Here is a 14,026-nt window from a genome sequence, read left to right on the forward strand (position 1 = left end):
CAGGGACCTTGAAGCTGATGACTTTACCGATGGATGACTTGTGGCCTGAACTGCGCTGACGTTGAAAAGTGCTCGGCAAATTCCATCACTTCTGCAAGAGGCTCATCCTCATGCGATGTGGTGACGATCACGTGTTCACCCAGCCAATCGTCACCAATGCAAGCCCAGTCAAGAGCATCTTCCCATTCCTTGGCCCCCACACCGGTTGCGCAGAAAAGCTCGATACGCGCGGCTATCAGGTCGCGCAAAAACTGGTCGTCTCGCTCAGGCATATAGCCCGACGTTGAGACCAAAACGATTTTCCCAGAGTAGGTCATACCTGCCTTTTTCAGCTGCCCACTTTTGGCCGATCGATCTTTCAGTGTACGACAGCTCTCGACCCGAAGCGGACCTTTCCAGCTCGTTCAAGTGCAGTGTTCAAAGACTTGAAAGGCAGTCTCGCCGCAAACTTGTTGGGTCTTCGGGGCTACCCGGACCGTGCACTCATCGATTGGCGAGAATCCCTTGTCGGGTCCGTTCGCCCCCCCGTTTCGGTTCGGAGTGAAGGTGACTGTCTTCCCGTCAGTAATCAAGGAAACTAGCGAAGCCTGCTTCTGAAATGTCGCTTCGCTTTTGACACCAGCGGCCGCCAACCTTGGGGCAGCCACTCCCTTCCAGCTTACGGGATGGGCGACGCCATCACGCGAGCTATCCAAAGCCTGATTGATAGCCTTACTCAGTTCGACGGCAGACACCGAAGTGGGTAACACGATATAGGGTTCGGACGTGAGGCCGATTCCAGTTGTTGTCGTGCTAACTGGGCAGACAATGAACCGCGACGGAAGCTTGTAAATGGATGCTTTTTTCACTGGCACACGTTCCTGCCTATCGAATGAAGTTGAATGTGCTACCGGTGTCCGCTTCTGGCCCAGCCCGTGTAAAAACTCAAAACGAAGAGTCGGGAGCAGAATTGTACGGTTTAAGGCTAATTCTTGAATATAACGAAGCGTTCCAGGCCTTGTAGGCCCACTTGGAAATTTTCAGTAAGACCAGCATAGAAAACGCTTCAGACAAGGTTTGCAACGTCAGAATATGGGCGTATGCCCTGATCGCTGCCAGCATCTTCTCGGTGCCCAGAATTGCCAGTAAGCGCCTGAAGTTATAGGCAAGCACGTGCAGGCTCATCTCTGCTTTCACACGCTCCAGGCCTTTCGTCAGGAAGTGCGTCGCTCCCATCCAGGCCTTAATCGTCGCATATGGGTGCTCGACAGTCGAGCGCCGAATTCGCATAGCGTCCGGCGTCTGTTCAAGGCGCGCCTGCATCTCATCGAGCACGTCCTGATGTTCCCAGCGGGTCACTCGCCGCTGTGAACTCGGCGTGCACTTGTCCTTGAGAGCACAGCCTTTGCAGTTCGAGCTCCAGTACCGATGGTTCGTCATGCCTTTCTCGACGCTCGCGAAGCGCCAGATGAGAGATTCGCCTGCTGGGCAGCGGTATTCGTTTGTCGAGGGGTCGTAAATGAAGTCGGCCTTGTCGAACCGGCCGTCGGCTTTGGCGCCGGAGGTTTTCGTAGGTGGTACCAAAGTGCAGATGCCCGCCTCATGACAGGCCTGGATTTCTTCGCCTTTGAAGTAGCCGCGATCAGCAATTGCCGTCAATGTCGTCGTGCCGATTGCTGCGCGGGCTTTCTTGGCCATACCCGACAACTGGTCACGGTCGCTGCCGTTATTGGTTACCTCGTGCTCAACGATCAAATGATGCTTGGCGTCGACGGCGGTTTGCACGTTGTAGCCAACGATTCCTGAACCACGTGTCATCATCGAACGCGAGTCCGGGTCAGTCAATGAAATTTGCGTTTCGCCAGTCTTTATCAGCTTCGCTTCGATTTCCTTGAGCGTCGCCATCTGAGATTTCATCGCTGCGATCTTGTCGTTCAGACGAACGCTTTTCGATTTTGCAGTGGTCGGTTCCTGTCGGTCCGCAGTATCGAGTTCTGCCAGGTAGCGACCGATATTCGCCTCGATCTCTGCCATCCTGCGCTTGAGTTTTGCATCGGTAAAATTGCGGTCGCTGCTGTTGACGGCCTTGAACTTGCTGCCGTCGATCGCGACGACCGCATCCGAGAAAAGATCGAGCTGCTGGCACAATACGACGAACTGCCGGCAGACCTTACTGATCGCCTTGCCGTTATCTTTTCGGAAGTTCGCTATCGTCTTGAAATCGGGCGCCAAGCGTCCTGTCAGCCACATCAGCTCGACGTTACGTTGCGCCTCGCGCTCAAGCCGCCGGCTCGACTGGATACGGTTGAGATAGCCATAGATGTAGAGCTTGAGCAGCAATGCTGGGTGGTAAGCAGGTCGACCCGTCTTTGCCGGTAGCACGCGGGCGAATCCCAGGCCGGCGAGGTCGAGCTCTTCGACAAACACATCGACTACACGGACCGGATTATTCTCAGTCACGTAATCGTCCAGGTGCTCAGGCAGCAACGTGCCTTGTCCCCGTTCTTCGCCTTCGATAAAGCGCTTCATATGGCACCCGTTGGATGAGATACTGGCTCAACGTTTACCGACACGGTTTCGTTTACATGACCTGACGTTTTTACACAGGCTGGGCCGACTGCAGACCTAACTCAGATGCCTGAATCCGCCGCCACAGTTTTCAATTACGCTTTCGCGTCCTCGAGGGACTTCCCAGATGCGACCCATGCCTTGACCCATGCCGGCTGGCGTCCCCGACCACTCCATTGCTGGTTCGGATCTTCTGGATTCCGGTACTTGGCCTGCACGTCGCCTTGTTTTGGCGTTTTAGCGACTTTAATGGCGCGGAGCTGCTTTTCGGACAGTCCGGCGTTCCGAGCAATGTGAAGAATTTGCTCACGCGCTTTACTGATACTAAGGAAATGTTGCGTTTTTAGCTCATCGATCACCTGCACTTCTAGGGTACGAAGCTGAGCAAGCGAATATTTGGATAGGTCGTGCATTTTGCGTAGTGTCTTCTGTGGATGGAGCCGCACCCTACCATGAACGAAGGACCAATGTCAGCTCACCAGGCAAGTTGCGGCGCACGGTATCTTGGAGCCGTAGGCTGATAGAACATCGCGGTGATACGCCGGCATGGCGCAAGGACGTAACGTTTTCGAGCAGGCGGGCTCCGGCGACTGCAATCGACCCATTGCGGACCTACACGACACAGCGCTAGCAATTCGGTGAAACCGCACGAATTTGCCTACGTCCTAGTCCAAACCGCGAAAACGCACAACAGCAGCATATTATTTGACCCAAGCTAATAAATAGCCAATAATATCAGAAAATTTCTTGGAGGCATAAGTGGGTGATAAAGAATTTGGAAATAAAATTGCATTCTCATACTTGATAGGGGTACAAACCCGTTTTGACACAGGTATTAGTACTCTAGACGGTCTTCTTCCAATGTTCAATCCTGTGCTTAAAGAGCATGTGGGCCAGATATTTGATTGCAAAAAGGTTGCCGACTCTTTCAGGACCAGATATGGTCTACGAATACACCCCTATGCAATCGCCGCTATCGCCCCAAAGCTCGCGGCAACCGGTGCACTAATCGCATCGGGAAAAGACCCCCGTACTCACTCGGCATTATATTCAGTTGCAGCGCCCGTCGACATGCACGTGGGCGTGAACGAGGATTCTGTGGAACAGTTGTTTATTTCATTTCGCGACTATGTTAATTCGGAGTTGCGAAAACATGACCTGGCGGCCTTAGGAGATACCGAGCTAGACGAGGCGTTCATCAGTAGACTTCAGACTCTGCCCTTGCCGAATCTGCATCACCCAAGAACAGGGCAAGAGGAAGCAGGCCGTCAGACGCTAGCTTTACCCCGCTTTGGAAACGAGACTTCAAGTAAAGCGGAAGCTGAGCGAAAAAAGCAATGGCTAAACACAATTTTTTCAAATTATGTTATCAGTAGTGCCACTGCGGATCAAGATAAACTAAACGCCTTCCATAAAATCGCTACTGCGACTATCGTAACCGAAGCTGTTTTGAATTTCTGCGGTCCAAAGCGTGACCAGGATCTCAAAAATACTTGGTTTATGCTTGATTCGCCTCTGCTTATGGACCTGCTCGACTTGGATTCTCCAGAGCGACACCTCTACGCAAAAGAGTTAACGACACAGCTTAAGAAAGCCGGTGCTAAAATCGCTGTCTTTGAGCACTCGGTGCGTGAGGCAGCGAACAATATTAAGGCTGCGCTTCGGTCTTACGAAGAAAGGAATAGCCACGGGGCCATTGGAATTCGAATGATATCGAGTCCAGACTTCGTTAAGCGCATTTCCCTAGTTAAGGAAAACATTAAGACCGAAGTGCGAGAACTAGGTTTCAACATTTTTGAAACACCTGAGTCCGTTCAAGCCCTGACCTTCTTCTCCGAAGATATGGAGAATCATCTTTCCAATAATATTGGTGGATATACCAGTGACTTTGCACGATTGAGAGATGCAAGCTCGATCGCAGGAGTGGTCCGCTTTCGCGGAAACCACAAGTCTGAACGACAATATATCGCAAAGACTAAATACGTTTTTGTAACTAGAAACAATCGGCTCGCTGTATTGTCTGAGCGCTTTTTGATAAGCCAACGGATTTACTCCGAGACCGACATGCCTGCCGCGATAACTGATAGTGCACTTGCTGCGATTCTTTGGCTAATTCTGGGCTCAGACGCAGCATCTAATCTGCCGTACTACCGACTTCTCGCTAACTGTGCAGCAATTCCGCAGACCGACCAGGCCATCAGAGAGCGAGTGGTGTCTCTGCTTTCTGATGAGGGTTCTGAGCTTGCCAAATCATTTAATATCTGGTCCAGAACACCTCGCGGTGCGGAGGTCATGGTGCAGGGTACGCTCGGCGATCCAAGTCTAATCCAAGTCGATAACCTTCGCGAATTTATCGATCAGGTGAAGATGGCAGCGGGGGACGAAGCTGCTGAGGCTGAAAGAAATCGAAAGAAAGTTGAGCTTGAGTCACAAGCAGCGGCTCATGAAGCGGAGCTTTTGCGTAAAGCTCAGCAGATCACAGAGTTAGAAGTAAAATTCAGTGCTACAGCAGATGAGGTGCTTGCGAGTAAAGCCGAGTCCTTAGAAAAAGAACGCCGGGCTAAAGAAGAGCAGGATTTGGCTGCCGAAGAGCAGACACGACTAAACGCGCAGTTACGTGCATTGTCAGAAGCTCGTTTAAAAGAGCGGATTGATATAATGAAAAATCTAGCGGCGCAATTTCCTGCCATTCAGAAGAAATGGGATTATCGCCTTGCTGTGCTTATGGGCGTATCTGCCGCAGGGGTAGGTTGTTCCGGCTATATATTTGACAAGTTTTATACTATCTCCTCATTCTGGGATTTTAAAGTACAGATATTTCTCTATTTTGTCACCGCCCTCTTTGCGGTAGCATCGTTTGGGTCTGTGCCTCTGCACTTGTTCCAAGGTTTTATTGACAGGAAAAAGTCGTCATTTATAAAAAATCAGCTAAAAGCAATTGGTAAATCGAACTTTCTCGATGAGTTTTCGGTTAACTATTCAACGGGTGAGATACGTCTTGTTTCTGACACAGGCACTCCACCATAAAGATGAGTCTGAGCTCCTAAGAAAAAATTCTAAAACCGTGATGGTCGTAACCGCGTATGCAGCGCGAGCAACGGCGTGAGTGACGGAATACCGGAATTTATGATTTGAGGGTATTTCCGCTTCCGACCTGCAGCATGATGTCCGTTCTTGGCCGTCTGCGGACCTATCGTAGCATCCGCTAACGACCCACAGCGGAAGTAGCATCAATCAAAAAGCAGACGTTCATTCGATAGGTGTGGACTGTAAATCAACGCTATCCAAGTTGTTCGTAATATCGTCACCGGCTCGGCAGTACACCGTTGCGAGATGTCCCTTAGGAGTCGTGACATGAACACCAGCCTCTACATCGTGTTCTTCTGAACGTCGGTCGTACCCCCAAAAAACAGTGTAGATCGTTTTTCCGTTAGGAATATCGACTGCATAGCTATACCAACGTCCTTGCCCGTCTGGTTGACTGGTCGAAGCCTTTTCTTTTGGAACCGACAGAGCTATCTCTGACTTGCCATTTATCGGACCGTATGTGTACCGAACCTTTGTTTTTTCATTACACAGTTGAATTTGCTTATCTGCTTTAGTTTTACAGGAAAACCATGTGTCTGCCATGCTAGCGCACGCAGCAAAGGCATTGGGCGCAACAAGCAATATGGTGGTTCAGAACAAGATCAATCTAGTCATTGAAGTCTCAAATAAAAACCGGGAAAGGCAGACAGCCCATTACCCTTTTGGGCTTAAGGGAAAAGTTGTGAACTTGCAATTGGTGGTTCGGACGCTGCATCAGCGTCTGCTTTGGCGCACACATGGGACCGTCCGATTTTGGCCGATTGCGGACCTATTGTAGCGTCCGCTTTCGACCCAAAGCGGTCTATCAACCGTTCGAAAAGATGCAGTTCACCGCCTGCGCGACAAAGGCTCGGACGGGGTGGTTCAGCTCTTGGTAAAACGACTTCATGACTAAGGAATGAGGCCCGCTTCTTTGACTACAGCGCCTATCTCCTCAGGGTGCGTTTGCACTTCCTGGTAGATCCAAGTGTAGTGATCATGTGACCAGAAATCCAATACCTCTCTTGCCCTTAGCTCCCCCATTAGACGTTGATCCGCCCTGTATTCCAAGTAGCAAACGATCAGGTGCTCATAGTTGCCTTCCTGGTCTCCCGAGCCTTGGGGATAGCCAAGCGGTACGTGCGGATAAATTTTTTTGAGACGGGCGATTGCGGCTTTCGCCTCACGAGGGTGAGCAGCAACGAACCAATGCAACTGTTCGTGAACGTATGTAGACAGCAGTAGATCATCGTCCTTCCTATGACGCGTATGAACAGTAAGGATGGGGTGGCTATGAGGAATGGCATCTTCATCGACTATCACTTCTCTCGTAAACGTCCACCTCGACGTATCGTAAGCGTCAAGAAGACGAGCAAGTTGATCTCTTGTCTCTGCTTCGCGTGGACCACCATGCGCCAATCGGATCGAGACATTCCCCGCGCACATTCCACGCTGTCCGATGAGTAGACAGATCATCAAAAGGCAGAACCGGGCGAACTGCTTGTTCGTACAGGCACTCATCTAAACTCCGTGAAGAATGGTAAATGGCAGCTTTTGGCCGATTGCGGACCTATTGTAGCGTCCGCTTTCGACCCAGCCTGTGTAAAAACGTAGGTCGTGTAAACGGCGCCAGTGTAGTAAACGTTAAGCCAGTATCTCATCACTTCGGGTGCTAAATGAAGCGCTTTATTGAGGGCGAAGACCGCGGACAAGGCACGCTGCTGCCCGAACACCTGGACGACTACGTGGCCGACGATAATCCGGTTCGTGTAGTCGATGTGTTCGTCGACGAGCTTGATCTCGCCAACCTGGGTTTTGCTCGGGTGGCGCCGGCGAAGACGGGTCGGCCGGCCTACCATCCCGCCGTGCTGCTCAAGCTGTACATTTACGGCTACCTCAATCGGATTCAATCGAGCCGAAGGCTTGAGCGCGAGGCCCAGCGCAACGTCGAGCTGATGTGGCTCACCGGACGCCTGGCGCCCGACTTCAAGACGATAGCGAACTTCCGGAAAGATAACGGTAAGGCAATTGGTAAAGTCTGCCGGCAGTTCGTCGTTCTGTGTCAGCAGTTGGATCTTTTCTCGGATGCGGTCGTCGCGATCGACGGCAGCAAGTTCAAGGCCGTCAACAGCAGCGACCGCAATTTTACCGATGCCAAACTCAAGCGCAGGATGGCGGAGATCGAAGCGAATATCGGTCGCTACCTGGCAGAACTTGATACGGCTGACCGTCAGGAACCAGCCACTGCAAAGTCGAAAACCGCTCGTCTGAACGACAAGATCGCGGCGATGAAATCGCAAATGGCAACGCTCAAGGAAATCGAAGCGAAGCTGATGGAGACTGGGGAAACGCAGATCTCACTCACTGATCCGGACTCGCGCTCGATGATGACGCGCGGCTCAGGCATCGTTGGCTATAACGTGCAAACTGCAGTCGACGCTAAACATCATTTGATTGTCGAACACGAGGTCACAAATAACGGCAGCGACCGCGACCAGTTGTCTGGCATGGCCAAGAAAGCCCGTGCTGCCATCGGCACGACGACACTGACGGCAATTGCCGACCGCGGCTACTTCAAGGGCGAAGAAATCCTGGCCTGTCATGAGGCGGGCATCTCAGCTTTGGTGCCACCTACGAAAACCTCCGGAGCCAAGGCCGACGGTCGATTCGACAAGGCTGACTTCATTTACGACCCGCAAAAGAACGAATACCGCTGTCCGGCAGGCGAATCTCTGATTTGGCGCTTCTCGAGTGTCGAGAAAGGAATGACGAACCACCGCTATTGGAGCTCGAACTGCAAGGGCTGTTCGCTCAAAAACCAGTGCACGCCGAGTTCGCAGCGGCGGGTGACCCGCTGGGAACATCAAGACGTGCTCGATGAAATGCAGGCGCGTCTGGAACAGACGCCGGACGCAATGCGAATCCGGCGTTCGACTGTCGAGCATCCGTACGCGACGATCAAGGCGTGGATGGGGGCGACGCACTTCCTGACGAAAGGACTGGAGCGCGTCAAGGCCGAGATGAGCCTGCACGTGCTTGCCTATAACTTCAGGCGCTTGATGTCGTTACTTGGCATGCAGGGAATGCTGGCTGCAATCAGGGCGTACGCCCATTTTCTGACCCGCCAAGGCCTGCTTGAAGCGTTTTCCTTAATGGCCTTGCTGAAAATGCTCAAGTGGGATTACAAGGCCTCGAACGCGTCTCTATCTTCCAGAATCAGCCCAGGCCCGCACAATTCGGCTTGCAGTTCGTCGGTTTGAGTTTTTACACAGCCTGGACCCAAAGCGGCCGCTCGAAGAGGTGCGGTTAAGCCTGAAGACAGAGCACCGGATTGATGACTTCTCTCATGGTTCCTTCTCCGATGAACCGCATACACCATTGGTAGACGATACGGTGACGCCGCTCGACGTCTGGCGGCGCAGCGTGCGCGGCGTGCTACTGAAGTCAGCCGACTAAGGATCAGGACGCACAATCGCTGGTATCCATAGGAGCAACGTGATTCAGAACTAAGCTCGTTTCAAACGCATTTTGCGTCAGAGCTGCCAAAGAAGCATGTACAATTTAATTTTTCTAATCGGAAATGTCATGGCTAAATTCTTGCTCCTCTTTCTGCTGTCCGTCTGTTCTGCTTATTCGCCAGCCCAGGCGGCAGAGCCAAGCCCGCAGCTGAAGAGAGCAGTCGACAAACTGGTCGAGTCGCAAAACCTTGCCCAGATGTGGCCCATGATCATTGAAACTTCCTCAAAGGACGGGGCCCAACAAATCGCGCTCGGCGCTAGGGAAGCTATCGACAAGAATGGAGACCTGACCGCGGCCCAACGCGCAAAAGCGCGCGCCATCATTGAAGAAACCACGCCTCAGATGGCAGTTGCAATCGACGCGCTCCATCGAAAGATCCCGGTAAAAGCCTTATTCACCGAGATGGCATATGCGGTTTACCCCAAATATTTCACCCCTTCGGAAATCGAGGAAATGGCACGCTTTTATAGCGGATCCGTATTCCCCAAAGTGGCGCGCTTCCAGCTTCTGTCACAGGAAGAAAGCGCACGTACCGGACGGAATGCAGATGCATTGTTTTCAAAATATGTAGGCCAGTTAACCCAAAGCGAAACCGCGTCGATGGTAGCGTTTAACAATTCTGCAACCGGCCGCAAGCTGCAACGAGTCGGTTCCGCTTTCACAAAAGAGGCGCAAATGTACCTGTTTAGCAGAACCAGCAAGGACGTCGACGAGGTCGCGCACAAATATGGATTATTAATGCGGGAAAAATTTCAGAAGGCATTAAGCGAATAGGTAAGCAGCGTCGACTCGCGGGCCCACGCTACAAAAACACTCCGGTCAGGCCGTGGAAGTTGAAATTATCTCCGTATATTTTGGCCCGCCGGCTATGTCCGCTTTTGGCCGACAGCGGACGTATTGTAGCGTCCGCTTACGACCCCATTGCAGACATTCAGCGTTCGTCAGGCTAAGAAAATGAGAACTAACAGCCTAGCTCTGGACAGATAACACGGAACGAGCGCAGGTTGTCGTATCGGAAGGCCAAGATCCAAAGGGCAGCTATGGCAACCCAGATGTATAACGACTTTAATCGCCCCGTTTGCCGCATTCGCTGAACGATCGCGGATAGCGAAACCAAGTTAAGGACCACGTAGGCCAGGAGCACAGGAACCATCAAAAAGAACCAGTAAAACGCATCGCCCGGCCCACCCGGCAGTCCTTCATCACTTGGGATCGTCCAGAGGTCTGAACCTAAGCGAAGGTATCCTGCCATACCAATCAAGTTGAGCGCGATCCAGATAGGCGCACGTCGGAAGCGAAGGGTCATGTCATAGCCTATCGGTTAGCTACCACTAGTTTTCATTCAATCTCACTGTCTGCTGTTGGCCGAAAGCAGCCTCTCACCAAAAACTCAGTGTACGGGCTTTGTTTCCTTAATAACAAGCAAAAAACTTCTACCCGCTGCCCATCGAAACGAAAAAAAACCGGAGACGTATCCCCGGTTTCGTCGACTGCTACAAACGACCAATTACAAATGCGGCGTAATCGCCGGCATCAAATCATCGAAGGTGCGGCCGCTGGCATTCTCGCCAATCGCATGCATCTTCCACTCGCCGTTGTGACGGTACAGCTTGGCCATCACCTGCGCCGTGTGGGCGCCCTGCACCGACAGGTCGTAGCGCGCCACTTCCTTGTTGCCGGTCGCATCCAGCAGGCGGCAGTAGGCGTTTTGCACTTGCGAGAAGTTCTGGCCCGTAAAGCTGTTCACGGTGAACACGAGCGAGCGCACGTTGCCCGGCACGGCGGACAGGTCGACGTTGATCTGCTCGTCGTCGCCGTCGCCGGCGCCGGTGCGGTTGTCGCCGGTGTGGACGATACTGCCGTCCTTGCTTTTCAGCTGGCGGAACCAGACCGTGTCGACCAGGCGGTTCGCTTCGTCGAACATGACGACCGAGGCGTCGAGGTCGACGCTTTCGGTCTTCGCGCCGAAACCGAGGAAGCCCTTGGTCTTGATGGCGTCCCAGCCCAGGCCCATCGTCACGCGGGTGAGTGCCCCGCCGCCCTCTTTCGAGAGCGAGATTTTCTGGCCTTTTTGCAGGTTGACTGTCATTGCATTTCTCCTTATGAGATGACTTACTTGGCGGGCGTTTGCATCCAGGCTTTGAAGGCGGCACGGTTACGCGAACACACGTAGACCTTGCCCTTGCCCGAAAAGCGCAGGACCATGCCCTCGCCGCTGGTTTGGCTGTTGATCAGGTTACCCAGGAAGCCGCCGCTGGTGCCGGTCGTGATCGAGATCTCGTAGCGCAGCGTGCTGTCCCAGCACACGACGTGCGAGTTGTCGATGATCGCATCCTTGCCCGGCTCGACGTCGAGCATCGACATCGACCCGAAACCCGACACCACCACCTGCCCCTGGCCACTCGTCTCGGTGACGAAGAAGCCGCCGCTGTTGGCGAAGAGCGCATTGCCGATGCTCTGGGTGCGCACGTTCAGGCCGACGCTGGACGAGGCCGCGACGAAGGCGCCGTCGCTGATGATGTAGTTGTTCGGGCCGACGTCGACAACCTGCATGGCACCGGGCAGCGTCGGCGAGAGCAGGCAGTCGCCGCCTCCGCGCGTCGCTTCGATGTGCTGCTGGAAGAAGGACTCGCCATTGGCGAAGGTGCGCATCAGCGCGCTGCCGAGCCCGCCCCGCATCTTGCCTTTCAGGTCGAGGGTCGATTCCATCATCACCATTGCATCCGATTCGCAATAGATGGTTTCGCCCTGACGCATCGACACATGCAGGAAGGGATCGACATCCCCGGTCACGGTAAAAGTAGGCATTTGGCTTCCTATGAAAGGCGGCCCCCGATCATGGGGACCGCGAACCTGTTAATTAAACGTTGACGCCGTAGTTCTTGGCGAGTGGCCCGAGGCCGCCCTGGAAACCCTGGCCAATGGCGCGGAATTTCCAGTCGGCGCCGTTACGATACACCTCGCCGAAGATCATCGCAGCTTCCGTCGAGCCATCTTCCGACAAATCGTAACGGGCAATTTCGCTGTCGCCATTGGCGTTGATGCAGCGAATGAAGGCCTTACCGACCATGCCGAAGTTCTGGCGGCGGGTTTCGCCGTCGTGGATGGTCACGGCCAGCACGATCTTGTCGACGTCGGCCGGGACCCTGGAGAGGTCGACGTTGACGGTTTCGTCATCGCCTGCACCTTCGCCGGTGCGGTTGTCGCCCGAGTGGACGACCGAGCCGTCGGTCGATTTGAGGTTGTTGTAGAAGATGAAGTCGGCGTCCGAGCGCACCTTGCCCGATGCATTGAGCATGAAAACGGCGCCGTCGAGGTCGAAGGCTGCGCCGTCGGTGGCGCGCGTGTCCCAGCCGAGGCCGACCTTGAGGTTGACCAGGCCTGGGGCTTCTTTCGACAGGTTGACGTTGCCGCCTTTTTGCAGACTGATTGCCATGATGTATATCTCCTGAGTGATACTACGAGTGTGAACACCGGGGTAATACGCGCAGCGAGCTGGTGTTCTGCCACTCGCCGTGCGGTTCGTTTGCGGAGCTTTATGGCGCTCTCGCGAAATTCTGTATTGCTGTTCTTGCTGTGTAACGCGTGGGCATGCCCACCCTACATTACGCGTCCGCTAACGGTGGTGCACCGTAGGGTGGGCATGCCCACGCGGTACACCGTTTCCGCATCCGGGACGGTGGCAAACAACCACCACCGTCCCGCTACCGCTTACGCCAGCTCTTTCACACCTTCACGTGCTTCAAGAGCAGCATGCTTCTTCTTGTGCTGCATCGACGACCACAGCGAAGCCGCGATAAACGCCACACCCGTCAAGCCAGTCACGATCTCCGGCACGTGGAACTTCATACTTGCCAGCATGATCACAGCCAGGATACCGATCGCGTAGTGCGCACCGTGCTCCAGGTACACGAACTCATCCAGCGTGCCCTTCTTGACCAGGTAGACCGTCATCGAACGCACGAACATCGCGCCGATGGCCAGGCCCAGCATGATGATCACGACGTCGGTGGTGATCGCAAAGGCGCCGATCACGCCATCGAAGCTGAACGATGCATCCAGCACTTCGAGGTACAGGAAGCCGCCGATACCGCCCTTCTTGACCATGTCGCCGACGTTGCCGCCCTCTTCTTCTTCCTTCTCCAGCAGGCTGCTGATCATGTCGACACCGACGTAGACCAGAATGCCCCAGATACCGGCTGTCAACACAACCATTTTCGTACCGGCATCAACGAAGGTCATCGAGAACAGCAGCGAAGCCAGCGCGATCATCACCGCGATCGAAGACACCTTGCCCAGGGAGCCGAGCTTCTTCTCGAAGTTACCGAGCCAGTGGGTTTCCTTGTCCGCGTCCAGCAGGAAGTTCAGGAAGACCAGCAGCAGGAACATGCCGCCGAAAGCCGCCACTTCAGCGTGGTGCGCCGTCAGGTGCGACGAGAATCCCTTTGGATCACTCAATGCCAGGTTCCACACCTCGGTCATCCCCAGGTCAGCCGCGACCGCGACGATCACCAGCGGGAACACCAGGCGCATGCCGAACACGGCGATGATCATGCCCAGGCCCAGGAACAATTTCAGCCAGAATTCGTTCCAGTTTTTCAGGACCGAGGCGTTGACCACGGCGTTATCGAAGGAGAGCGACACCTCCATGATCGACAAAATCGCCGCCACGCCGATGGCCGTCAGCGCGCCGGACAGGCCGGCATGCTCGTAGCCCCACCAGCCCGCTAACGCAAGGCAGACGATCGCGACGAGGAAAGATCCCCTAAAGTGCTTCATATTGATTTCCTTCAATGTTGTTGTTGACGGGTTGCAGTGTAAGGTCTGGCGATCTATTGAAAAAGCGAAGATAATCGAAGTATTACTTCGTAAAAACGGAAGATATCGAGGCCGA

The 14,026-nt window shown here is 53.8% G+C and carries 10 protein-coding genes and 2 pseudogenes; 3 read left to right on the forward strand and 9 right to left on the reverse strand.

Annotation, left to right across the window (positions count from 1 at the left end; genetic code table 11):
* Positions 1–23 precede the first annotated feature (23 nt).
* The 3 genes and pseudogenes from AC1MEM_RS23600 to AC1MEM_RS23610 all read right to left on the reverse strand — a co-directional run bounded on the left by AC1MEM_RS23600 (position 24) and on the right by AC1MEM_RS23610 (position 2,960).
* Positions 24–317 (reverse strand): DUF7684 family protein, encoded by a 294-nt coding sequence (locus tag AC1MEM_RS23600; protein WP_499474517.1) that lies wholly within the window; start codon positions 315–317, stop codon positions 24–26.
* A 763-nt stretch (positions 318–1,080) separates the two neighbouring features.
* A pseudogene (locus AC1MEM_RS23605) lies at positions 1,081–2,508 on the reverse strand (IS1182 family transposase); the annotation flags it as partial.
* Between the two features lie 134 nt (positions 2,509–2,642).
* Positions 2,643–2,960 (reverse strand): H-NS histone family protein, encoded by a 318-nt coding sequence (locus tag AC1MEM_RS23610; RefSeq protein ID WP_499474518.1) that lies wholly within the window; start codon positions 2,958–2,960, stop codon positions 2,643–2,645.
* A 346-nt stretch (positions 2,961–3,306) separates the two neighbouring features.
* Between AC1MEM_RS23610 and AC1MEM_RS23615 the strand changes: the two genes are divergently transcribed.
* Positions 3,307–5,574 carry a hypothetical protein gene (locus tag AC1MEM_RS23615; protein ID WP_499474519.1) on the forward strand — a complete coding sequence of 756 codons (2,268 nt, stop codon included), beginning with the start codon at positions 3,307–3,309 and terminating at the stop codon, positions 5,572–5,574.
* 222 nt (positions 5,575–5,796) lie between these two features.
* Here the strand turns inward: AC1MEM_RS23615 and AC1MEM_RS23620 are convergent, their stop codons facing one another.
* Positions 5,797–6,177 (reverse strand): hypothetical protein, encoded by a 381-nt coding sequence (locus AC1MEM_RS23620; RefSeq protein WP_499474520.1) that lies wholly within the window; start codon positions 6,175–6,177, stop codon positions 5,797–5,799.
* Between the two features lie 348 nt (positions 6,178–6,525).
* The gene (locus AC1MEM_RS23625) at positions 6,526–6,936 is read right to left on the reverse strand and encodes a hypothetical protein (RefSeq protein ID WP_499474521.1); all 411 of its coding nucleotides are present in this window, start codon (positions 6,934–6,936) and stop codon (positions 6,526–6,528) included.
* 353 nt (positions 6,937–7,289) lie between these two features.
* Here AC1MEM_RS23625 and AC1MEM_RS23630 point away from each other — a divergent pair.
* Both AC1MEM_RS23630 and AC1MEM_RS23635 read left to right on the forward strand, forming a co-directional pair.
* Positions 7,290–8,717 (forward strand): annotated as a pseudogene (locus tag AC1MEM_RS23630) (IS1182 family transposase); the annotation flags it as partial.
* Between the two features lie 481 nt (positions 8,718–9,198).
* Positions 9,199–9,906, forward strand: a complete 708-nt coding sequence (locus AC1MEM_RS23635; protein ID WP_499474522.1) for a DUF2059 domain-containing protein — start codon at positions 9,199–9,201, stop codon at positions 9,904–9,906.
* A gap of 733 nt (positions 9,907–10,639) precedes the next feature.
* Here AC1MEM_RS23635 and AC1MEM_RS23640 read toward each other — a convergent pair.
* The 4 genes from AC1MEM_RS23640 to AC1MEM_RS23655 form a co-directional block, all read right to left on the reverse strand.
* On the reverse strand, positions 10,640–11,221 hold the full coding sequence (locus AC1MEM_RS23640) for a TerD family protein (protein WP_499474523.1): 582 nt from the start codon (positions 11,219–11,221) through the stop codon (positions 10,640–10,642).
* 23 nt (positions 11,222–11,244) lie between these two features.
* Positions 11,245–11,940 (reverse strand): TIGR00266 family protein, encoded by a 696-nt coding sequence (locus tag AC1MEM_RS23645; protein ID WP_499474524.1) that lies wholly within the window; start codon positions 11,938–11,940, stop codon positions 11,245–11,247.
* A gap of 52 nt (positions 11,941–11,992) precedes the next feature.
* On the reverse strand, positions 11,993–12,568 hold the full coding sequence (locus tag AC1MEM_RS23650) for a TerD family protein (protein ID WP_499474525.1): 576 nt from the start codon (positions 12,566–12,568) through the stop codon (positions 11,993–11,995).
* A 275-nt stretch (positions 12,569–12,843) separates the two neighbouring features.
* Entirely contained in the window at positions 12,844–13,911 is a 1,068-nt protein-coding gene (locus AC1MEM_RS23655; protein ID WP_499474526.1) for a DUF475 domain-containing protein, read from the reverse strand.
* Positions 13,912–14,026 lie beyond the last annotated feature (115 nt).

The organism is Telluria sp. AIW5 (assembly GCF_056680575.1).

Bases quoted from the DNA above. Each gene is read 5' to 3' on its own strand.
- AC1MEM_RS23640 (WP_499474523.1), bottom strand. From the start codon at position 11,221: ATGACAGTCAACCTGCAAAAAGGCCAGAAAATCTCGCTCTCGAAAGAG.
- AC1MEM_RS23610 (WP_499474518.1), bottom strand. From the start codon at position 2,960: ATGCACGACCTATCCAAATATTCGCTTGCTCAGCTTCGTACCCTAGAA.
- AC1MEM_RS23645 (WP_499474524.1), bottom strand. From the start codon at position 11,940: ATGCCTACTTTTACCGTGACCGGGGATGTCGATCCCTTCCTGCATGTG.
- AC1MEM_RS23655 (WP_499474526.1), bottom strand. From the start codon at position 13,911: ATGAAGCACTTTAGGGGATCTTTCCTCGTCGCGATCGTCTGCCTTGCG.
- AC1MEM_RS23635 (WP_499474522.1), top strand. From the start codon at position 9,199: ATGGCTAAATTCTTGCTCCTCTTTCTGCTGTCCGTCTGTTCTGCTTAT.
- AC1MEM_RS23650 (WP_499474525.1), bottom strand. From the start codon at position 12,568: ATGGCAATCAGTCTGCAAAAAGGCGGCAACGTCAACCTGTCGAAAGAA.
- AC1MEM_RS23600 (WP_499474517.1), bottom strand. From the start codon at position 317: ATGACCTACTCTGGGAAAATCGTTTTGGTCTCAACGTCGGGCTATATG.
- AC1MEM_RS23620 (WP_499474520.1), bottom strand. From the start codon at position 6,177: ATGGCAGACACATGGTTTTCCTGTAAAACTAAAGCAGATAAGCAAATT.